14 protein-coding genes and 1 pseudogene are annotated in these 21588 nt (G+C 68.8%); 6 read left to right on the plus strand and 9 right to left on the minus strand.

What is annotated here, in order from left to right:
• Positions 1-60: 60 nt before the first annotated feature.
• Positions 61-1059 (minus strand): RNA polymerase sigma factor RpoD/SigA, encoded by a 999-nt coding sequence (locus ACH4EW_RS19785; protein ID WP_398258532.1) that lies wholly within the window; start codon positions 1057-1059, stop codon positions 61-63.
• A gap of 202 nt (positions 1060-1261) precedes the next feature.
• Between ACH4EW_RS19785 and ACH4EW_RS19790 the strand changes: the two are divergent.
• Both ACH4EW_RS19790 and ACH4EW_RS19795 read left to right on the plus strand, forming a co-directional pair.
• Positions 1262-1632, plus strand: a pseudogene (locus ACH4EW_RS19790) (GNAT family N-acetyltransferase).
• Positions 1633-1681: 49 nt separating this feature from the next.
• Positions 1682-2782, plus strand: coding sequence for a questin oxidase family protein (locus ACH4EW_RS19795; RefSeq protein ID WP_398258534.1), 1101 nt, complete (start codon positions 1682-1684; stop codon positions 2780-2782).
• Positions 2783-2800: 18 nt separating this feature from the next.
• Here ACH4EW_RS19795 and ACH4EW_RS19800 read toward each other — a convergent pair whose 3' ends face one another.
• A complete protein-coding gene (locus ACH4EW_RS19800) occupies positions 2801-3583 on the minus strand; it encodes a dioxygenase (RefSeq protein ID WP_398258536.1) in 783 nt (260 codons plus the stop codon).
• Between the two features lie 298 nt (positions 3584-3881).
• Between ACH4EW_RS19800 and ACH4EW_RS19805 the strand changes: the two genes are divergently transcribed.
• The 3 genes from ACH4EW_RS19805 to ACH4EW_RS19815 all read left to right on the plus strand — a co-directional run bounded on the left by ACH4EW_RS19805 (position 3882) and on the right by ACH4EW_RS19815 (position 8795).
• Positions 3882-5159: a M6 family metalloprotease domain-containing protein gene (locus ACH4EW_RS19805; protein WP_398258538.1), complete on the plus strand. Its 1278-nt coding sequence runs from the start codon at positions 3882-3884 to the stop codon at positions 5157-5159.
• Positions 5160-5561: 402 nt separating this feature from the next.
• Positions 5562-6587, plus strand: a complete 1026-nt coding sequence (locus ACH4EW_RS19810; RefSeq protein ID WP_398258580.1) for a LacI family DNA-binding transcriptional regulator — start codon at positions 5562-5564, stop codon at positions 6585-6587.
• A 303-nt stretch (positions 6588-6890) separates the two neighbouring features.
• Positions 6891-8795 carry a glycoside hydrolase family 5 protein gene (locus ACH4EW_RS19815; protein ID WP_398258540.1) on the plus strand — a complete coding sequence of 635 codons (1905 nt, stop codon included), beginning with the start codon at positions 6891-6893 and terminating at the stop codon, positions 8793-8795.
• A 105-nt stretch (positions 8796-8900) separates the two neighbouring features.
• Here ACH4EW_RS19815 and ACH4EW_RS19820 read toward each other — a convergent pair whose 3' ends face one another.
• The 7 genes from ACH4EW_RS19820 to ACH4EW_RS19850 form a co-directional block, all read right to left on the minus strand.
• Positions 8901-9578 carry an HAD family hydrolase gene (locus ACH4EW_RS19820; protein WP_398258542.1) on the minus strand — a complete coding sequence of 226 codons (678 nt, stop codon included), beginning with the start codon at positions 9576-9578 and terminating at the stop codon, positions 8901-8903.
• 95 nt (positions 9579-9673) lie between these two features.
• Positions 9674-12736, minus strand: coding sequence for an alpha-mannosidase (locus ACH4EW_RS19825; RefSeq protein WP_398258544.1), 3063 nt, complete (start codon positions 12734-12736; stop codon positions 9674-9676).
• Positions 12737-12829: 93 nt separating this feature from the next.
• Positions 12830-14584 carry a beta-galactosidase family protein gene (locus ACH4EW_RS19830; protein WP_398258546.1) on the minus strand — a complete coding sequence of 585 codons (1755 nt, stop codon included), beginning with the start codon at positions 14582-14584 and terminating at the stop codon, positions 12830-12832.
• 154 nt (positions 14585-14738) lie between these two features.
• Complete coding sequence (locus tag ACH4EW_RS19835) at positions 14739-15584, minus strand: carbohydrate ABC transporter permease (protein WP_398258548.1); 846 nt, start codon at positions 15582-15584, stop codon at positions 14739-14741.
• A 7-nt stretch (positions 15585-15591) separates the two neighbouring features.
• A complete protein-coding gene (locus ACH4EW_RS19840; protein WP_398258550.1) occupies positions 15592-16581 on the minus strand; it encodes a carbohydrate ABC transporter permease in 990 nt (329 codons plus the stop codon).
• Positions 16581-17858, minus strand: a complete 1278-nt coding sequence (locus ACH4EW_RS19845; protein ID WP_398258552.1) for an ABC transporter substrate-binding protein — start codon at positions 17856-17858, stop codon at positions 16581-16583. The genes ACH4EW_RS19840 and ACH4EW_RS19845 overlap by 1 nt, the downstream gene beginning before the upstream one ends.
• A 132-nt stretch (positions 17859-17990) precedes the next feature.
• Complete coding sequence (locus tag ACH4EW_RS19850) at positions 17991-19181, minus strand: ROK family protein (protein WP_398258554.1); 1191 nt, start codon at positions 19179-19181, stop codon at positions 17991-17993.
• A 239-nt stretch (positions 19182-19420) separates the two neighbouring features.
• On the opposite strand from ACH4EW_RS19850, the gene ACH4EW_RS19855 reads away from it, so the two are divergent.
• On the plus strand, positions 19421-21547 hold the full coding sequence (locus tag ACH4EW_RS19855) for an alpha-galactosidase (RefSeq protein ID WP_398258556.1): 2127 nt from the start codon (positions 19421-19423) through the stop codon (positions 21545-21547).
• Positions 21548-21588: the final 41 nt, after the last annotated feature.

Raw genomic sequence — 21588 nt, forward strand, 5'->3', positions numbered from 1 at the left:
GGGACTCGGTTCAGGGGGTCACACAAAGCGACCTGTTTCGGAGGTTACTGGACGAAGGACTCACGCCGCGGCGTCAAAACCCGTGTCGTGGGCCATCCGCTTCAGTTCGAGCAGCGCGTGCTTCTCGATCTGGCGTATCCGCTCACGGGTCAGCCCGTGCTGCTTGCCCACCTCGGTGAGGGTCCGCTCACGGCCGTCCTCGATGCCGTACCGCATACGGATGATCGATGCGGTGCGGTTGTCGAGCTTGCCGATCAGGTCCTCCAGCTCCTCGCTGCGCAGCAGTGTCATCACCGACTGCTCCGGCGACACGGCGGAGGTGTCCTCCAGCAGGTCACCGAACTGTGTCTCGCCCTCGTCGTCCACGGACATGTTGAGACTGACCGGGTCACGGGCCCAGTCCAGGACGTCGCCCACACGCTCCGGCGTGGTGTCCAGCTCGGCCGCTATCTCCATGTGCTCCGGCTCGCGCCCGTGCTCACGGTTGAACTCGCGCTGCACCCGTCGGATCCGGCCGAGCTCCTCCACCAGGTGGACGGGGAGCCGGATCGTACGGGACTGGTCGGCTATGGAACGGGTGATGGCCTGACGGATCCACCACGTCGCATACGTGGAGAACTTGAAGCCCTTGGCGTAGTCGAACTTCTCGACCGCGCGCACCAGGCCCGCGTTGCCCTCCTGGATCAGGTCGAGCAGGGGCAGCCCGGCCCGCGGGTAGCGGCGGGCGACAGCGACGACGAGTCGGAGGTTGGAACGGATGAATATGTCCTTGGCGCGCTCGCCCTCGGCGACCAGCGCCTCCAGCTCCTCGCGCGTGGCTCCACCGGCTTCGCTCTCCACCGCACCGTCGAGAATCTGCCGTGCGTAAACACCCGCCTCGACGGTTTGCGACAGCTCGACCTCCTTTGCGGCATCAAGAAGCGGCGTACGCGCGATCTCGTCCAGGTACATGCCGACCAGGTCGCGATCGGCGATCTCTCCGCCCGCGGCGCGAACACTGCCGGCCCGGCTGGTCCCGCCGGTGGCGGACGAACGACGGGCGACGGCACGGGTTGCCATGCGTGCTCCCTTGCTGAGTAGGTCGCGACACCCTCTCGGGTGCCCTGCATCCGATGGAAACAACGACTGGAATCCGGACAGAATTCCCATGCCAGGCATTCACTTTCACGATCATGCAGTACCCTGTGCCGCCGCGAAGGGGGTGCACACGCCGAGCATTCAGGTAGAAGCGCAGGTCAGACGGGGCATCGAAGGCGATTTGATGGCGCTCACGGACATCTACAACCATTACGTACGTGAGACCGCGCTCACATTCGATACGACCTCCTTTGCACCCGAACAGCGGCTGCCGCGGCTTCCTTCCCACCCCGAAGACGACCCGCACCGTCTTCAGGTTGCTCAGGATGTCCGCATTGTCGGCCTCCCCTCGGCCCTCCGGGCATCACCCGGTCCAACGACGCCTCGCTCCGGCTGCACGATCGCTTCGGTTTCCGCCATTTCGGTACGCACGCCGAGGTGGGCCGGAAGTTCGGCACGTACTGGTCGGCACGTACTCGGCACGTACTGGGACGTGGCCCGGTACGAGTAGCCACTGGGGCCACAGCCCTAGGGCCCGGCCCGGTCGCGGCCTAGGGCTGTGGCCCGTTACGCACCACGGGCGCCGCGCCTAGCGTGCTGCCGTATGAACGACACGACGAACAGGGCCGGCACAACCAGCGGGAACGGCACACCCGACACTGCCACCGGCGCCACCGATGACACCACGGGCACGCTCGACGAGGCACTGGAGCGTCTCCACACCGCGGGCCCCGAACGGAACGGCTGGCTGAGCAATCACGGCCCGATGGCCGTCGAGGCGCTGGTCCGGCACGGTCAGGCACCGGCCGTCCACCGGTGGCTCGACCACTACAGCGAGAAGCTGGAGGACATGCCGGACACCGCGTCCCGGGTGACCGCGGAGAACTGGCGCGAGGCCCTGGGCGACCCGCGCCGGGTAGCGGACTGGACTGTGTACTTCGAGCGGGAGACGGACGAGCACCCCTGGCGGGATGTCCTGACCGAGTGGTGGCCGCGGCTGCTGCCCGGCATCGCGGCGGGCGCCACCCACCCCGTGATCCGGGTCGGCCACTCCGTACGCACTCTGCTCACCGGCGAGGCGAGTGCGCCCCGGATCACCGAACTCGCCCACGGCCTCGGTTACTGGGCCGCCCGCCACCAGCGGCTTCCCACGCTGACACCGCTGACACCGCTGGCGCCGCTGGCGCCCGCCCCGAGCGCCGCGGCCGCGCTGGACGCCGTACCGCCGGTGCCCGAGCAGAGCGGCGGCGTCCGGGACCGGCTGGCGCAGCTCACCGCGTTCCCGGTGTGGCCGCAGCGGTTCACCGACGACCCGGACGAGGCGCGGGCCCGGCTGGAGGAACTGGTGCGGGCCGCGACCCACCGCTATGCCACGCACGGGCACGGCGAGCCGATCATGCTGGTGCATGCCGCGACCGCACCCAATGCCGTGCTGCGCACGCTGCCCGCGCTCCCCCGCGCACTGTGGGTGCCGAGCCTGGAGGCCGCCTGGGCGGCGAGCGCCGCGGTCACCGCCGCGTACGGCCCGGCCGAGCGGACCCCGTACACAACGGCGACAGCGTCGGCCGAGGAGCTCTTCGCGCGGGCGGCGGAGCACGGCGACGATCACACCATCAAGTTCACGGACACCGCACTGGACATCGGCGATGCGACGGCCCTCGCCGCCGCACTCCGCTCGATCGAGCTGAACCCACCGGCCCTGTGACAGGACCCAGGACAGAGTTCAGCCGAACTGCACCGACCGCTTCGCGAGCCCCATCCAGAACCCGTCGATGACGCTGCGGCCCCGGTCCGGCTCGCCCTCCGAGGCGCCGAGCGTCACGAAGAGCGGAGCGAAGTGCTCGGTGCGTGGGTGGGCCAGCCGGCCCGACGGGGACTTGCGCTCGAAGTCCAGCAGCGCGTCGATGTCCTGCGCCTGCAGCGCCCGGTTCCCCCAGTCATCGAACTCCGCCGACCAGCCGGGGGTGCCGCCGCCCGCATGCCGCAGCGCGGCCAGATTGTGGGTGAAGAAGCCGCTGCCGACGATCAGGACGCCCTCGTCGCGCAGTGGCGCGAGCTTGCGCCCGATGTCCATCAGCCTCTGCGGGTCCAGCGTCGGCATGGAGATCTGGAGTACGGGGATGTCGGCGCCGGGGAACATCTCCACCAGCGGGACGTACGCCCCGTGGTCGAGCCCGCGGTCCGGGATGTCCTGGACCGGCGTACCGGCTCCGCGCAGCAGTTTGCGTACGTTCTCCGCCAGCGCGGGGGCGCCCGGAGCGGCGTACCGCACCCGGTAGTAGTGCTCGGGGAAGCCCCAGAAGTCGTGGACGAGCGGGACGGTCTCCGTCGCGCCGAGGGCGAGCGGGGCCTCCTCCCAGTGCGCGGAGACCATCAGGATCGCGCGGGGGCGCGGCAGCCGCGCGGACCAGGCGGCCAGTTCGCCGGGCCAGACCGGGTCGTCGGCCAGCGGCGGCGCGCCGTGGGAGAGATAGAGGGCGGGCATGCGCTCCGCAGTGACAGTCATGACACTCCCCATCCGCTGCCGGTCAAGGCACGTCTTCTGCTGGTCTCTTCGAGAGGGAAAGGTTTTTTAATCTTCAAGTTCCTATCTCCCGAGTACCTTAGTCCCATTTGGTTAAATTTTCAATTAAAGCATCTGTGTCGAGCCGGTGATCATGCCCGCGATCACCGGGAGCTAGGCGAAGCCCCGGAAAAACCAGCCGAACGGCGCACCCAGCGAGCGGTGCCGCATCACCCGTCACAGGCTGAACCGCAGAGAGCGGTCCGGGCCGGCGGACTGCCGCGGACCCCGAGGCGCCTCTATGCAAAAGCCCCGCCACCGGATACGCAGGCACCGGCGCCCGATCGCTCTCGGCTCAGCAGCGGCTCTGGTCATAGCCGCAATGGCCACGGCCAGCAGCAATCTCCCGATACCCAGCCAGACCTCGGCCGGCCCGGCGACCACGGCCGACTCGGCGGGAATCGCCCCGTGCCGGATACCGGCGACCCTGGGCGTGCAGATGTCGGAAGGCATACCGACTCCGGCGAACTACGCCCGCTCCACGGGCAGGATTCACGCCCTCAACCTGATGATCGACTTCCCGGACGCGCCGGGCCCGGGGCCGGCGATGGACCGGTACGCCGAATTCTTTCCGCAGACCACCAACTGGTTCCGGACCGGTTCGTACGGGCGACTCGCCTACATCCCCGACGCCCCGGTGAAGTCCTGGCTGCGGATGCCACTGCCGTTCTCGGAGTACGGGATAGACCGCGGATCACCGTACGCGCCGGGCTACCACCGCCTCGTCCGGGACATAGTCGCCGCAGCCGATCCGAAGGTCGACTTCAGTGCGTACGATCTGGTCAACATCCTGGTCACGCCGAACGCCGGGCCCTCCGCCCTGGACACCGTCCTGTCCGTGACGTTCTCCAGCAACGGCGACGCCCCGCACGCGGACGGTGTCCCGCTCGGCAACACGTCCTTCATCTACAGCCGGCAGGACGACGGCTCCGGGTCGTTCACACAGACCGGATACCGCGTCCTGCCGCACGAGAACGGCCATGTCTTCGGCCTTCCCGACCTCTACACCCTGGAGGGCGGTGGCTCGGTGGGGCACTGGGACATCATGTCCGAGGACTGGGGGGTCAACAACGATCTGCTGGGCTGGCACAAGTGGAAGCTCGGCTGGCTGGACAACAAGCAGATCAACTGCGCGTCCAAGCCCGGCACCAGCGACCACATCCTGGAACCGCTGGCCACCAAGGGCGGCACGAAGCTGGCGCTCATCCCGCTGAGCAGTGAGTCCAGCTACGCGGTGGAGGTACGAACCCGGGCGGGCAACGACCAGGCGGTCTGCCGGCCCGGCGTGCTGATCTACAAAATCAACTCGGCCGTGGACACCGGTCAGGGGCCGGTGTCCGTGGTGGACAGCACCAGGGGCAGCGGCGGCTGCACCCGGCTGCCCAATGTGCACGCCGCTCTCTCCGACGCCACCTACCAGCCCGGTGGGACCTTCACCGACCGGGCCAACGGGATACGCATATCCGTGGTCGACCAGGACGACAAAGGGGACTACCACGTCCGGATCACTCGCTCCTGACCGCGGACGGGACGGACGGGACGGACGGGACGGACGGGACGGACGGGACGGACGGGACCGCTCCGCGTGATGAGCGTCCGCCCTGCTGACGGGTTCCTGTTAACGCAAACATTGTGGGCGTGCCCCGGAAGCGTACCCAGCCGCCCCTGGAGTGCCGAGACGCCGCCACAGGAGAATCCAGACGCACCGAACATGGCAATTTGCCAGAATTTCTACGGAGGAGCAGCCCTACAAGTCGGCGCCCGAGGATGTTATGGAACAGCTGTTGACTCGATCCGCGTGTTTGCGTAAACGTAGTCAACATCAGTGCCCACGCCGGGTGTTGAAGACGAGAGGGAGCGATCCATGGCGCAGGACGGACGGCGGACGCCTGCCGTGACGGGACGCACGCGCGCCCCGTCCATGGCCGACGTGGCAGCCCTCGCCGGCGTGTCCGCGCAGACCGTCTCCCGCGTCGCCAACAACCGCACCAATGTCGACGACGCCACTCGCGAACGCGTCCTCAACGCCATGCGGATGGTCGGCTACCGCCCCAACACCGCGGCCCGCGCGCTGGCCACCGGCCGGTTCCGCACGATCGGCGTCATCAGCTTCGATCTCCAGGCGCACGGCAACGCCCGCACCCTGGAGTCGATAGTCTCCGCCGTTCAGCACACCGACTACTCGGTCAACGTCGTCACCGTGCAGAACCAGACCGAACAGGCTGTGCGTGAGGCATTCGAACGCCTCACCATGCAGGCGGTGGACGGGATCATCCTCAACGAGGCGCAGATCCTCGACACCCCCGCACTGCGCCTGCCCACCGGCCTGCCCGTCGTGGTCAACGACGGTGACGGCACCCACAGATTCGCCACCGTACACACCGACCAGGCGGAAGGCGCCCGCCTTGCGGTAGGCCACCTCCTCGGCCTCGGGCACCGCACGGTCTGGCACCTGGCCGGCCCGCAGGACTCCTATCCGGCTCGCGGCCGCGCCGAGGCATGGCATCACACCCTCAAGGACGCCGGCTGCCCCGTCCCGCCGGCCCTCTACGGCGACTGGACCGCGGACAGCGGCTACCGCGTCGGCCGCGAAGTCGCCCACCGCTCCGACATCGGTGCCGTCTTTGTGGCCAACGATCAGATGGCCCTCGGCCTGATGTGCGCGTTGCACGAGGCCGGGCGCCGGGTGCCCGATGACGTGAGCGTGGTCGGCTTCGACAACATCGCCGAATCCGCGCACTTCCTGCCGCCGCTCACCACCGTCCACCAGGACTTCGAGGAGATCGGGCGGCACGCGGTCGCCCTGCTGCTCGACCAGATCCACGCCGGCCGCCCGCATCGGCTCGCAGTGACCTCCGTAGCTCCGCGGCTGGTCGTGCGCGACAGCACCGCACCGCCGGCCAACACCGGCCGCACGGACGGGATTTCAGCCGTCCGTCATGCCTGAGCCGGGCCAAACACGGCCCCGGCCCGGCCCGGCGGCCCGGTCCCGTCCAAACGTGAAAAGCCCTTGCCAAATGGTTCGGAACTCCCGCTCAAGGGGCGCCACTTGAGAATGCCGGAAGTTCCACGGCGCAGCGCGTACGCCGACTCCGCGACGCCGCTGCCCGAGTGCTCCTCGGCCGTCCTGCGGCCGAGGTAGATCCACCGCTCCACCACGCACGACCGCTTCACACTCATATTCACCGGGTCGACCGCGCATCGCAGACTCCCTGAGGTGCGGCGTGACCCCGGACCGCTGAAGGACATCGTGAAGAGAACCCTTTTCGGGGCGCTGCTGGCCGGAAGCCTGCTGGCCGCAGTGCTGGCCGCACCGGCCGGCGCATCCCCCGCACCGGCCGCCAGAACCGCGGCCACGACGGCCGGCGACACCCTCGCGGACAGCTGGAAAGCGCCTCTGAGCACACGCGGCCGGTACATCGTGGACGCCGACGGCAACCGCTTCAAGCTCAAGTCGGCCAACTGGCACGGCGCGCAAGGCTCGTGGAACGGATCGGGGGACATCAACGACCCTGCGAACCACCATGACTCCGAGAAGGCCGACCAGATGCCACTCGGCCTCGACCGTGCGCCCATCGCCACCATTCTGTCGGACTTCCACGAACTCGGCATCAACAGCATCCGCCTTCCGTTCTCCAACGAGATGCTGCACGACCAGCGTCCGGTCTCCGACGCGTCGGTCGCCGCGAACCCCCAACTCCGCGGCAAGACCCCGCTCCAGGTGTTCGACGCGGTGATCGCCGCGACGACCGCCGAGGGCTTCGCGGTCGTGCTCAACAACCACACCAACACATCACGTTTCTGCTGCGGCCTGGACGGCAACGAGCGCTGGAACACCAGCCAGAGCACCGCGCAGTGGGAAGCCGACTGGCTGTCCCTGGCCAAGCGGTACAAGGACAACAAGCGCGTCGTGGGCGCCGACCTGTACAACGAGGTGCGGCGTACGATCACTGACGACGCCAACTGGGGCTGGGGCGACAACCACGACTGGTGGACCGCCTCCCAGCGTCTGGGCGACCGACTGCTCACCGAGGTCAGCCCCGACCTGCTGGTCGTGATCGAAGGCATCAACTGGCAGGGCGTCCCCGCGGACGGCCTGCCGCACTGGCGGCCGACTCTGGAACCGGCACGCACGCTCTCGCACACGCTCGTGGAGTCGAACAAACTCGTCTACTCGGCGCACTTCTACGGCTACACCGGCCCGAACCACACCGGAGCGACCGGCACCGGTGAGACGCACGACTGGCGCTACCAGGAGCTCTCGCGCGACGAACTGTTCGCGACGCTGAAGCGGCAGGCGTTCTTCGTCACCTCCGACACCGGGCAGCACTACACCGCGCCACTGTGGATCAGCGAGTTCGGTATCGGCGCCGACGAGACCGACCCGAAGGCGCGCACCTGGTTCGGCAACTTCGTCGACTATCTGATAGCGAACGACACCGACTTCGCCTACTGGCCGCTGCTCGGGTACACCGGCCACGGGCACTGGAAACTGCTCGACTACGACACCCAGGGCAAGCGCTCCGGCATCCTCGACGGCGGCGACTGGCGCGCCACCGACTGGAACCGGCTGGTCGCCGCGCCCGGCAAGACCGGGCCGGTGCCGGCGGACCAGAAGTGGAACATGCTGAACCTCGACCACGCGGACGCCGTACAGTCCCTCCGGGTGCGCTCCCAGGGTGACTGGGACTCCGGAGCCCGCAAGGGCGTGTGCCCGGACGGGCAGCGGATCAGCGGAGTGTCCCACCGCGACGGCCGCAGCCTCTGCACGGACGCGGGTGCACCCCAACTCGGGTCACCGACGGGTAAATTCACCGTCGTCAAGGACGAACAGTACGTCCAGCAAGGCGACTGGGCCTCCGGCTACACCAAGTTCCAGTGCCCCAAGGACCAGTTCATGACCGGATACAGCATCCGCGGACAGGCCGTCTCCGGCGTGCTGTGCGCTCCCGCGTCACGTGCGCTGCCGACGACGGGACGCACCGTGTGGTTCGACCGTGGCGACAGCCGCCCGGCCGGCAACCCTGGCGGCGAATTCGCTTCCGGAAACTACAAGGGCCAGTGCTCCACCGACGAGTACGCGGCGGGCATCGCCTTCACCGGTGCGTGGTCCAAGGGCAAGACGCCCGACGCCCTGCTCTGCCGGAAGCTGTAGCAGTTGGGGAAGGCGGCCGCCGACCGCAGTAGCGGGACGCGGCCGCCGACCACAGCGCGGCAGGGCCCATCTCGAGACGGGCCCTGCCGACGCTTTTGAGCACGGTCACGTGCTGGGCGTGAAGCCCTTCTCGGACAGAAGGAGCATGCTTCGCAGCAGGTCCAGGTCCACGTCCAAGAGGCTGCGTGCCACAGTGCGGCGCGGGGCCGGGACGATGTCCGCGAGCGAGGGTACGGCGACGACGGCGCAGCCGGCGGCCTCGGCGGAGGCGACGCCGGTGGGAGTGTCTTCGACCGCCACACAATGTGCGGGGCCCACGCCCAGGGCGGCCATGGCCGCCTGGTAGGGATCGGGGGCGGGTTTGGTCTCGGGGGTCTCGCCGGCGGCGAACGAGGTGACGAAGCGATGCCGTCCCAGCGTGTCGAGGACGGTGTCCACGATCGACCGCGGGGAGGCGGAGACCAGTGCTGTGGGCACGCCTGCGGCATGCAGGGTGTCCAGCAGCCGCAAGGCTCCCGGCAGGGGCACGATCTGGTGCTCCACCAATTGCGCGAATCGGTGTTCGAGTGTGTCGCAGAGCCGGTTCACGTCTGCCCGGCCCCCTGTGAAAGAGGCAAGGTACTCGGCGCTGTCCTTGACGGACCGCCCGAGAACGAAGGCGATACCTTCGTCGTCCAGGCCCAGTCCGAGCTTTCGGGCCTCCTCCTCCACCGTTTGCCGCCAGAGTCCTTCGGTGTCGACGAGTGTCCCGTCCATGTCGAAGAGGACCGCGTGGAGTTCCATGTGCAACGAGCTGCCTTTGCGTGGTCTGGACGACTTGTGTTCGTCCGATCGACTCGTGTTCGTCCGATCGGCTTGTGTTCCCGGGCGCCGATGCTTCACTCCGGTCCGGCGCCGTCCTGGATCCTGAACCGGAGGGTGAGGATCTCGAACGGGCGCAGCTTCAGACGCACCTGCCGGCCTTCCGATTGCGCCACATCCCTGGACTCCCACCCGTCCTGAGCGCGTTCCAGCAGATCGGTCACGGTCACTGATTCCAGGGGGAAGCCGGTGGTCAGTACGGCCTGTGCGCGTCCGCCGTGGGCTTCGTAGAGGCGCACGACGACGTCGCCGGACCGGTCGTCGGCGAGCTTGACCGCCTCCATGACGACTGCCTCGTTGTCCGTGGTGATCAATGGCTCGACCCCACTCGAACCGGGAACGGCTCGTTCGGGCAGGTTGAAGGCGTAGCCCTCGCGGACGGTGTCGGCGATGCCGGCGCCGATCACGAACCCGTACTTCAGCCGGTGGTGTCCCTGGTCGGCCTCGGGGTCGGGGAAGCGCGGGGACCGGAGCAGGGAGAGCCGGACGGTGGTGGTGGTTCCGCCGTCGGAACGTACGTCGCGGGTGACTTCGTGCCCGTAGGTCGAGTCGTTGACCAGCGCGGCACCCCAGCCCCGCTCACCGACGTGCAGGAAACGGTGTGCGCAGATCTCGAACTTGGCTGCGTCCCAGCTGGTGTTGGTGTGGGTGGGACGCTGGACGTGGCCGAAGGGGATCTCGGCGCTGGAATGGGCGGCTCGCACGTCCAGCGGAAAGGCGGCCTTGAGAAGTTTCTCCTTCTCGTGCCAGTCGATCCCGGTGTCGATGTCCAGACGACGGGAGCCTTCGCGCAGCGAGAGCAGCTGCTCGATCCGCGAGTCGCCGAAGGTGCGCACGACCAGGACGCCGCCGTCGACCGCGCTCACCGAATCGGCGTCGAGGAGGTTGTGCACGCTGTTGCGGTAGAAGGCGTCGATGTCCCAGGCGTCGTACTCGTTGGGGAAGTCCTGGTGGAGCTGGAGCAGGTTGGCCGTGGCGCCGGGGGCCAGGGCCTCACGGCCGGCCTCGATGTCGAACGCCGAGGTCACCAGGCCTCGGCCGTCGATCTCGACCCGCACCAGGCCGTTGTCCAGGACATAGCCGTTCCCCGACGGCGCCGGGGAGACCGGCTGCTGTGGCTCCTGCGTCCGGACCGAGGCGCCGAGGGCGGCGACGCCGCCACGGGCGAACGGAGCGGCGTTGAAGACGACGGTGTCGTTGCCGTCCCCGGCAAGTGCCCGCTGGGCCGCTTCGACGAGACCGCGCAGTTCGGCGGTGACGGCGGCGTAGGTCTCCTCCGCCTCCTGGTGCACCCAGGCGATGGAGGAACCGGGCAGGATGTCATGGAACTGGTGCAGCAGAACCGTCTTCCACAGGCGGTCGAGAGAATCGTAGGGGTAGGCGAATCCGGTGCGCACCGCGGCGATCGCCGACCACAGCTCGGCCTCGCGCAGCAGGTGCTCGCTGCGGCGGTTGCCCTGCTTGGTCCTCAACTGGCTGGTCAGGGTGCCCCGGTGGAACTCCAGGTAGAGCTCGCCCACCCACACCGGGGCATCGGGGTACTCCGCCTGCGCCCGGGCGAAGAAGTCTGCGGGCCTCTCGATGGCGACCCTGGCCGAGCCCTCCAGGTCCACGAGTCGCTCCGCCCGGGCGAGCATCTCACGGGTGGGGCCGCCGCCGCCGTCACCGTAGCCGAAGGGAAGCAGCGAGCAGTTGGTTGCGGCCTTCTCCTGGAAGTTCCGTACGCCGTGGGCGAGTTCCGTGCCGGACAGCTCACTGTTGTAGGTGTCGACCGGTGGGAAGTGGCTGAAGATACGGGTGCCGTCGATGCCCTCCCACCAGAACGTGTGGTGGGGAAACTTATTGGTGGTGTTCCAGGAGATCTTCTGAGTGAGGAACCAGCGAACGCCGGCCAGCTTCATCAGCTGCGGCATGGCCGCGTTGTAGCCGAACGTGTCGGGCAGCCACATCTCCTCGGTCTCGACTCCGAACTCCTCCAGGTAGAAGCGTTTGCCGTGCACCAGCTGGCGGGCGAACGCCTCACCGCCGGTGATGTTGGTGTCCGGTTCCACCCACAGGCTGCCCACGGGCAGGAACTGCCCGGTTTCCACCTTCTCGAGAACTCGCGCGTACACGTCCGGACGGCGTTCCTTCATCCAGGCCAGTTGCTGGGCCTGGGACATGGCGAACCTGAAATCCGGGTGGTCGTCCATCAGCTGGGTGACGTTCGAGAGGGTCCTCGTCACCTTTCGGGCGGCCTCGCGCAGGGGCCAGAGCCAGGCGGTGTCGATGTGGGCGTGCCCGACCGCGGAGATCCGGTGTGCGCCGGCGCTCGCCGACGAGGACAGAGCCGGCTTCAGTGCTTCGCGGGCGGCGGGCGCACTGCGGCTGATGTCCTGCAGGTCCACGGCGTCCAGCGCCCGCTCGATGGCGTGCAGGATCTGCCAACGGCGCGGGTCCTCCTCGGGCAGTGCGTGCATCAGCTGCCCGAGGACGTCCAGGTCCTGGACGAGTTCCCACACATCCGGGTCGAAGACGGCGAGGTCCGCCCGCCTCAGCCGGTACAGCGGCTCCCCCGAGGACTCTTCTCCGGCCAGCCAGGGAGCTCGGTCCCCGGCCCGGGTCGGGGAGTGGTGAGGCTCACCGGGGAAGGGGACGGTCGGGTTGGCGGCGGCCTCGACGTAGTACGTGAATTCCTCGCCGCCGTCCGCGGGATCGCAGACCGGCACCCAGGAGTTGCGCGGGTTGAGCGCCTTCACCACCGTGCCGTCCGGCCGGTGGACGAGCCCCTCGGTCGAGAAGCCGGGCCCGGTGACGTCGAAGCCGATGTCGAGCACGACCTCGACCCGCTGCCCGGCCCACTCCCGGGGGACGTGTCCGCTGACCTTGAACCAGCTGGTGGACCAGGCCGGGCCCCACCGATGCCCGACCGAGACGGGCTGGTAGGGCGCGGCCAGACCCTGCGACACCGGCACGGGCTCGCCCGGTGAGTTCCAGATCTCGACCTGGAGCGGCACGCAGCGGGCGTGTACGGCGGGGCGGATGCGCTGGTTCAGCACCCGGTCGAGCCGCTGCTCGGTGAGGTGTCGGTTGCTGTGCATGGCTTGCTCCGGGGAAGGTGGGAGTGATTCGGACCGACCGGCACATGGGGGGGCGGTCTCAGATGTGACGGCTGGACGCCGGGTCCTCACACGTCACTCTTCGGTCGCCCCCAGGTCGGGGTGGTCGCGCAGCTCCACCGTGCGGGTGGCGCCGGCATGGAGTTCGAGGACGGTGACCTCGTTCCGACCGGGTCTGAGCACCGGGGCGGGGACATACAGGGTGCCCTGGGCTCCCCGGGACCAGTACCGGCCCAGAGCGAAGCCGTTGATCCAGGCATGGCCCTTGGTCCAACCGTCCAGGGCGAGAAAAGTGTCGGCGGGCCGCTCGACATCGAGGTACCCGCGGTGGAAGGCCGGTCCCACCGGCGGCGATGCAGGGTCGAAGGCGCTGAAGGCCAGGGCGTCGAGCTGCTCCAGGGGCAGGGCGCGGCTGCGCCATTCGGCCGGCTCATGCCCGTTGACGGTGATGCGCCCCACGAGTCCCTTGCGGTCGTGGATTCCCGGCCCGTAGTTGACCCGGCCCTGGTTCTCCACCAGCACGGTCAGCTGTGCCCCGGATCTGGGCACGATGAAAGCGAGGGCCTGCTCGTGGCTCTCGCGTTCGAGGACGCCGACCGGTTGTCCGTCCACGAAGACCTGGGCGCGGTCGCGGACCTCGGCCACATGGAGAACGGCCGGCCCCTGGGCCGGGAGCTCGGTCTCGTACAGGACGAAGCCGAAGGGCCGGCCCAGCTGTTCCATCGTGAGCGGGCGGTCGGCCTTCATGGCCTCGCCGAGGGCGTCCGCCTGATCCAGCAGGGACGCGCAGTCGGTGAGTTCGACCGGCCCGTAGGCGCGTTTCGGCCCGGGGGCAGGCACCGGCTCGTCGGGCACGGGTGCGTATTTCGCGATGACGTCGCGGAAGGCGGTGTATTTGGCGGTCGGGTCGCCGGGCTCGTCCAGCGGAGCGTCGTAGTCGTACGACGTGACGGTCGGCCGGTACGTTCCCTTGTCGTTCGCTCCGTTGGTGAATCCGAAGTTCGTTCCGCCGTGGAACATGTAGATGTTCACGGAGGCTCCGGCGGCGAGCAGCCGGTCGAGGTCGGCCGCGGACTCCTCGGCGCTGCGCGTGGTGTGGATGCCGCCCCAGCGGTCGAACCAGCCGATCCAGAACTCGGTACACATCAAGGGCCCGTCGGGCTGGTGCTTCCTCAGTTCCGCAAGCCCGGCCTCGACCCGGCTGCCGAAGTTGGCGGTGCGCAGCACGCCGCCGAGGCTGCCGCGTTCCAGGTCCGTGGGCTGGTCGCACGTGAACAGTGGGACGTCCACGCCGTGTCGGCGCAGCAGCTCGGCCAGGTCGGCGAGGTAGCCGGTGTCGTTCCCGTACGCCCCGTACTCGTTCTCCAGCTGGACGGCGAGGACCGGGCCGCCGCGGGTACCGAGATAGGGCAGCAGGGGCGGCAGGAGAGCGCCGAGGTACTCGTCCACGGCCCGCAGGTAGCGCGGGTCACGGCTGCGCAGTTCGATACCGTCCTCGGCGAGCAGCCAGGAAGGGAGTCCGCCTCCCTCCCATTCGGCGCAGATGTACGGTCCCGGGCGCAGCAGGACGTGCAGGCCCTCGGCGGCGGCCGTATCGAGGAATCGGGGCAGGTCGAGACCTGCGTCCAGACGGAACTCGCCGCGCCTGGGGGCGTGAAGGTTCCATGGGACGTAGGTGTCGACCGTGTTGAGCCCCATCAGGCGCGCCTTGTGGAGCCGGTCGGCCCACTGCTCCGGGTGGATACGGAAGTAGTGCAGCGCGCCGGAGATGATGCGGAACGGGCGGTCGTCGAGACGGAAGCCGTCTGCGGCGATGTCCAGTCGTGGCATTGCGGTGGTGCTCCTCGGGAAGAGGGGTGTGGTTCGGGCGGGTCGGTTCAGGCAACGGCCCGGAACGGCGCCGGGCCCCCTTCTTCCACCACCGGGTGCACGTGCCTGCCGTGCCCTCGGTGTGCTCGACTGCCGTCGGTGGCAGTCGCCGTGGTCAGCCCTTGAGGCCGCTCGTGGCGATCCCCTCGACGATGTAGCGCTGGGCGACCAGGAACATGACCACCAGGGGTGTGATGGTCACGACGGCGCCGGCGAACAGACCGGGCAGGTTGATGGTCTGTGAGGTGAGGAACGTCGACAGGGCGATCTGGGCGGTCCACGCGGACGGGTCCTGTCCGATGACCAGGGGCCACAGGAAGGAGTTCCAGCTGTCGATGAAGGCCAGCGCCCCGAGCGAGGCGAGCATCGCACCGGAACTCGGCAGCGCGATCCGGCGGTACAGGCCGAACCAGCCGAGCCCGTCAAGCCGTCCGGCTTCTTCGATCTCGGTCGGGAACTGGAGGTAGAAGTTGCGGAACAACAGCACCGCGAACGGGTTGAACAGGCCGGGCACGATGATGCCCCACAGCGTGTTCACTCCCCCCATGGATCCCACCACCACGAAGGTCGGGACGAAGGTCACCGAGCCGGGGATCATCAGCGTGGCGACCACCAGGCCCAGCAGGACGCCGCGTCCCGGCACCGGGATCCGGGCGAAGGCATAGCCGGCGGCCGAGGCGAGGAGCGTGGAGACGGGAGCGGTTATGGCGGCGATCAGCAGCGAGTTCGTCAACGCCGTGCCCATGGACACGGCCGGGTCGCTGAAGAGCGAGGTGAAGTTCTCGAAGTGCATCGTCGACGGCCACCAGGTCCACTCCGGTGACGTCAGGCCCTGGGTGTCCATCAGCGCGTTGCGCAGCATCAGGTAGAAGGGCGCCAGGAAGGCCGTCATCAACAGGCCCAGCAACAGTCCTCGCGCGGACAGGCGCGCTGCCTTCGGCAGCCCTCGCATCGTGCTCATCCGTGGCTCACCCCTCGCTCTTGCCGAATCCCGTGAAGCGCCCCTGAAGCAGGGTCACTCCGACGATGAGAGCGGTGAGCACGAAGGCTCCGGCCGATCCGAGGCCGTAGTCCTGGTTGCCCATCGCGTTGTTGTACAGGTAGACCAGCGGAGTCTGGACGGGGGCCGAGCCCGCACTGGTGAACCCGCTGCTGAACAGGTTGTAGAACTCGTCGAAGGCCTGGAAGGCGGCGATGAAGAGCAGCATCAGCACCGCGACGGAGGTGTTGCGCAGCATCGGCAGAGTGATCCTGCGCAGCAGCCGCAGGCCGGTCGCACCGTCGAGCGCCGCGGCCTCGTAGATCTCCTTGGGAATGCCCTGGAGCGCGGCCAGGAAGAGCACCATGTAGAAGCCGACCTGGAGCCAGAGGCGGAGGGTGACGAGGACGATCCAGTAGAGCGGTGGAGAGGTCGTCTGCAGCCAGGGCGTCGGGTCCATGCCGAACCATCCGCCGATCGTGTTGGCGATGCCGGTCGGCAGCCCGTTGAACAGGCACATCTTCCACAGCAGGGAGGCGGCGACGTAGGAGACGGCCGCCGGGATGAGGAAGGCGGTACGCAGCACGGCCCGGCCGCGACGGACCCGGTGGACCAGCAGCGCGAGCCCGAGGGAGCCGGCGAAGGTCACCGGCACGATGAAGGCCGTGAACAGCAGGATCTGGACCAGGGAACTGCGGAAGCTCGGGTCGGAGAGCAGCACCTGGTAGTTGTCCAGGCCGACCCAGTTGCCGAGTCCGATGGAGCCGCGCGCCTTGCTGAAACTGAGCAGAAAGCTCCAGCCGATGGCGACGTACTTGAAGATGCCGAGTCCGATCAGCACGGGTGCGGTGAGCAGCGCGAAAGCGCCCCAGGCGGACCGGCTGGTGCGGGTCCGACGGGCCGGGGCCGCGCCCCGCGGCATGGCCGCGGGGCGCCCGGCACGCTCGGACTGCAGCGTGGTTCCCGGTGACGTGCTCATCAGCTGAGCTGCTTGTCGATGTCGGTCTGTGCCACCTTCGCCGCGCCCGTCAGGAACTGGGCGGCGTCGCCCTGCCCGCCGACGATCTTCTTGGCGGCCGTGGCGAAGGCGTTGCCCACGGCGGTGCTCCAGGTGCCCGGGTTGCTCTTGCCGTACTTGGCGGCCAGTTCCACGGTCTCCTTGGCGGCGCCCTTCGAGAGCTTGTCGGCCGTCGCGGCCACCGACTTGCGGGGCGGAATGTGCAGGCCGTAGCTCTCGGACCAGTCCTTCTGCAGGTCGCTCTGCTGGATCCACAGCCACTGGACGAACTTCTTGGCCGCGTCCACCTTCTTGCCCTTGGCGTTGACACAGCTCGTCCAGCCGCCGACACGCACGACAGGAGCGCCGCCGGCCTTGAAGGCGGGCCACGGCAGAACGCCGAAGTCGTCGCCGAGCGCGGTCTGGATGGCGGGCATGGCCCACAGACCGCTCCACTGCATCGGCACGACGTTCTGGATGAGGGCGGCCGGGTCCCACCAGTCGGTGGTGAAGCCGAGCAGCAGGGACTTGTCGTCGTGCAGGCGCTTGAGGCCGGCCACGGCTTCCTGTGCCTGCGGGGAGTCGAAGACCGCCTTGCCGTCGGCCACCAGGTCGCCGCCGTTCGAGAAGATGGCCAGGATCGCGGAGTCGCCCAGGCCGTCGTTGCCGAGGAACAGGCCCTTGTTCTTCTTGGTGGAGAGCTCCTTGGCTGCGGCGACGAGCGCGTCGTAGGTGTCGGGCGGGGTGATCCCGGCCTTGGACAGGGTGCTCTTGCGGTAGTAGAACATCATGACGTCGTCGAGCGCCTTGACACCGTAGAGCTTGCCGTCGACCGTCACGGTGCTGAGGGCGTTCTCGTTGAAGTCGGCCTTGGCACTGCCGTAGAGGTCGTCCAGCGCGGCGATCTGACCGCGGCGGGCGAAGGCCTCGCTGAAGTCACCGATCTCGAAGACGTCCGGGGCCGTATCGGTGAGCAGCGTCGCGTTGAGCTTGCTGGTGTAGTCCCCGGGGACCCAGGTGACCTTGACGGCGATGTCCGGGTTGGCCTTGGTGAAGGCCTTGGCGTAGCGCAGCACGGCCTGCTGAGTACCGGCCTCGCCGTAGGCGTGGTACCAGACATTCAGGGTCGTCTTCGCCCCGGACGACGAGCCGCCGCCGGACGGGTCGGTACTGCAGGCTGCGGTCACCGCTCCGGCGGCGATCATCAGTGATCCGGTGAGAAAGCCCCGTCGGCTAAGCTCGGTTCTGCGTGCACTCATGTCGCATCCTTCTGCTGAGGTAGGCGGAATGTGGGTGTGCTCGACCTGGCCGATGCCCGTCTTCAGTGCTTGCAGGCAACGAAGGGCACCGGCCGGGTGCGTTGTGTTCAGCGCTGAGTGGTGCTCCGGAACTCAGCCGTGGGTGGTCGAGGACGAAGGCGGGTGTCCGGGAAACAGCGCCTGGATGCCCACTGCGGCGGCGCCGCGGGCCCACTCCTCCCAGGGGAGCGGTCGCAGGGACAGGGGGCAATTCGCTGCCGCCCCGAAGGCGTTGGCGGCGTAGGCCTCCTCGATGTGCAGCCCGAAGAGGTCGTAGGTTTCGAGTCCCTCACCGGTGACCACTATGCGTTCCGGGCCCACGAGATTGACCAGCGAGGCGATACCGACCCCGATCGCGTGGCCGGCCCGGACGAAGGCTTCCCGCGCCGCGGGGTTCCCGTTGCGGGCCGTCTCCACGACCTCGTCGAACTCGAGGGCCGGGCGGCCGGTGTCACGGCGGACCGCCTTGAGGATCGCACCGGTCGAGGCCAGGGCCTCGACGCAGCCGACCGCGCCGCAGTGGCAGCGCGGGCCGGACGGGTCGACGGGGATGTGCCCCATCTCGCCTGCCACGCCGTAGGCGCCGGTCACCAGCTGTCCGTTCACGACGAGTGCGGATCCGATACCGGCACCGATGGTGACCAGCGCGAAATAGCCGGTGCCGATACCTTCCCCGAACCAGTACTCGGCAACGGCCAGGGCCTTGACGTCGTTCTCGACGGTGACCGTCAGGCCGGTGGATCCGGTCACCATCTCGGCGAGCGGGATGTCACGCCAGCCGAGGCGGCCCGAGCAGCGGACCCGGCCGCTGTCGCGGTCCACGTCCCCTGAGACAGCGACTCCGAGGTGCCGGGTCCGGGCCCGGAAAGCGGGGTCGGCGTCGAGCAGTTCGTCGACCAGCTCGGACAACAGCCCGCACACGGCCTCGGGACGGCAGTCGCTCAGTGTCTGGCCGGCTGTCGCGCGTACTCCGGCACGCAGGTCGCACACTGCACCGAACAACCGGTCGCCACTGATCTTCACACCGACGAAGAACTCCCGGTCCGGGGTGACCGCAAGCGGGTTGACCGGCCGGCCGGCCCCTGGAGCGGTGCGCTCCGGCGGGAGTTCGTGCAGATAGCCGTCATCGATGAGAGGTCTCGCGGCCTTGGTGATGGCTGTCGAGGACAGGCCCGTCCTGCGTGCCAACTCGCCTCGGCTGAGCGGGCCCTCGGCCAGCAACAGGGCCAGGACCGCAGTCTCGGCCGGCGCGGTGACCAGCGGCTGCGATTGGTTGGGAAACACGGGTGCAACGTAGAGCAAATAAATAACTTCGTCCAGTATTGATTTTGAACTCGGCCCCGCCCTAGGCTCGGGGCCGCTCCGTGCCTGCCCCAGGTCATCAACTGCCTTGGACCGACCGACACATGGGGGGTGAGCGACGCCGCCCCCCATGTGCCGGCCGGTCTTAACGGGCCACGGTCTTCCGCTTGCGCAGACCTCCCTCCTGCCCTGCTCCTCTCCGCACCCCAGGAGACCCATCCGTGCTCGCCACGCTCCCGCTCGCTTCCTTCGATCCGCTTCTCGGTCTCGGCGTTCTCCGCACACCGAACAGCCTCTACGCCCTACACATCGGACCTGACGGCAGTCCGCGACACCTCTACTGGGGCGTTCCGCTCGACACGGCAGTGCTCGCCGAACTGCCGGACGCGGTTTCCCCCGCCGCGAGCAGCTTCGAAGCCGACGCTGCCGCGGACGAACTGGCCCCGCAGACCGGGGCAAGGTTCGGACCGGCCGGTCTCCAGGTCCGTTTCGCCGACGGAACCCGCGGCGCCCAATGGCAGTTCACCGGACACACGGTCGACAACGGAGAACTGCGCCTGCGTCTGGCCGATCGCCGCTATCCCCTCAGCGCCGAACTGTGCTACCGGGTCCGCCCGGGAAGCGATGTCATCGAACGCTGGGTGGAACTCACCCACACCTCACCCGCGGACGGTGACGGCGAACCGATCACCGTCGACCGGCTGGACTCGGCCTCCTGGACGGCGCCCGCACTCTCCGACTACCGGCTCAGCCACCTCGTGGGCGGCTGGAACAGCGAGTTCCAGCTGCACCGCGACCGGCTTCCCGTCACCGAGACCGTCCTCACCAGCCGCCGGGGCGTCACCAGCCACCATGCCAGCCCCTGGCTGGCCATCGACGACGGCACCGCGACCGAGGAGCGGGGCGAGGTGTGGAGCACCGCCCTGGCCTGGAGCGGTAGTTGGCGCATCACGATCCACCGCGACGCGGTCGGCCGCACCACCTGGACCGGAGGATTCGGCCACGAGGGAGTCCACTGGACCCTGCGACCGGGCCAGAGCCTGCGCACGCCCGTCTTCGCCGGTCTCCACACCCCGGACGGCTTCGGCGCGGCCAGCCGGGCCTGGCACGACTACATCCGGGACCACGTTCTGCCGGAGCCCGACCGGGAGAGGCCTGTCGTCTACAACTCCTGGGAAGCCACCGGCTTCGACGTCGACCATGCGGGCCAGGTCCGGCTGGCCCGTATCGCCTCGCGCCTCGGCGCCGAGCTCTTCGTCCTCGACGACGGATGGTTCGGCGCACGGTCCAACGACCAGGCCGGGCTCGGTGACTGGACACCTCGCCACCAGGCCTTTCCCGACGGACTGCGGCCACTCGCCGACGAGGTCCACAAGCTCGGCATGGCCTTCGGGCTGTGGGTGGAGCCGGAAATGGTCAATCGCGACAGCGAGTTGTACCGCGCCCATCCGGACTGGGTCCTGCACGCGCCCACCCGGGATGCGACCGAGCTCCGCAATCAGCTGGTGCTGAACTTCGCCCGGCCCGACGTCGAGGCGTGGGCCGGGCGGACCCTCGACCGGATCGTTCGCGACTACAGGGTGAGCTGGCTCAAGTGGGATGCCAACCGGGCGTTCACCGAGGCCGGATGGGACGGCCACCCCGACCCCGATCGTCTCTGGATCGATCACACCCGGGCCGTCTACCGGATCACGGACCGGCTCCGCGCCGACCACCCCGGCCTGCGCATCGAGGCCTGCGCGGGCGGCGGTGGCCGGGTCGACCTCGGCATTCTCGCCCGTACCGACCAGGCGTGGACCTCCGACAACACCGACCCCGTCGACCGGATCGGCATCCAGTACGGCTTCAGCCAGCTCCACCCCGCCCGGACCATGGCGGCGTGGGTCACCGACAGCCCCAACACCGCCACCGGCCGAAGCACTCCCCTCCGGTTCCGCTTCCACGTCGCGATGGCCGGAGCACTCGGCCTCGGCGGAGACCTGACTGCCTGGTCCGACGACGAACTGCGGGAGGCCGCCGAACTCGTCGCCCAGTACAAGCAGATCCGCCCGCTTGTCCAGCACGGCCGCCAGCACCGCCTCGAAGGCGAAGGCGGAGTGACGGCCCTCCACTACGCCGCCGAAGACGGTGGTGAACACGCTGTTCTCGCCTGGCGCCCCACGACCCGCTTCGGCCATCAGCCCGCCCCGCTCCGACTGCCCGCCCTCGACGCCAGCGGCTACTACCTGGACGTTGACCACGACCGCAGGCACAGCGGTGCCGCCCTGGTCCACCGCGGCATCGACCTCCAGCTGCCCCCCGGGGACTACGCCAGCCGGTTGATCCGGCTGCGTCGGGTCGCTCCCTGACAGCGCTTCACAGTCGTCCCCTGACAGCACTTCACACCCGA

It is taken from the genome of Streptomyces sp. NPDC018000 (assembly GCF_044328025.1).
Classification (GTDB): Bacteria; Actinomycetota; Actinomycetes; order Streptomycetales; family Streptomycetaceae; genus Streptomyces.

Bases quoted from the DNA above. Each gene is read 5' to 3' on its own strand.
- ACH4EW_RS19785 (WP_398258532.1), bottom strand. From the start codon at position 1,059: ATGGCAACCCGTGCCGTCGCCCGTCGTTCGTCCGCCACCGGCGGGACC.
- ACH4EW_RS19795 (WP_398258534.1), top strand. From the start codon at position 1,682: ATGAACGACACGACGAACAGGGCCGGCACAACCAGCGGGAACGGCACA.
- ACH4EW_RS19800 (WP_398258536.1), bottom strand. From the start codon at position 3,583: ATGACTGTCACTGCGGAGCGCATGCCCGCCCTCTATCTCTCCCACGGC.
- ACH4EW_RS19805 (WP_398258538.1), top strand. From the start codon at position 3,882: ATGCAAAAGCCCCGCCACCGGATACGCAGGCACCGGCGCCCGATCGCT.
- ACH4EW_RS19810 (WP_398258580.1), top strand. From the start codon at position 5,562: ATGGCCGACGTGGCAGCCCTCGCCGGCGTGTCCGCGCAGACCGTCTCC.
- ACH4EW_RS19820 (WP_398258542.1), bottom strand. From the start codon at position 9,578: ATGGAACTCCACGCGGTCCTCTTCGACATGGACGGGACACTCGTCGAC.
- ACH4EW_RS19825 (WP_398258544.1), bottom strand. From the start codon at position 12,736: ATGCACAGCAACCGACACCTCACCGAGCAGCGGCTCGACCGGGTGCTG.
- ACH4EW_RS19830 (WP_398258546.1), bottom strand. From the start codon at position 14,584: ATGCCACGACTGGACATCGCCGCAGACGGCTTCCGTCTCGACGACCGC.
- ACH4EW_RS19835 (WP_398258548.1), bottom strand. From the start codon at position 15,584: ATGAGCACGATGCGAGGGCTGCCGAAGGCAGCGCGCCTGTCCGCGCGA.
- ACH4EW_RS19840 (WP_398258550.1), bottom strand. From the start codon at position 16,581: ATGAGCACGTCACCGGGAACCACGCTGCAGTCCGAGCGTGCCGGGCGC.
- ACH4EW_RS19845 (WP_398258552.1), bottom strand. From the start codon at position 17,858: ATGAGTGCACGCAGAACCGAGCTTAGCCGACGGGGCTTTCTCACCGGA.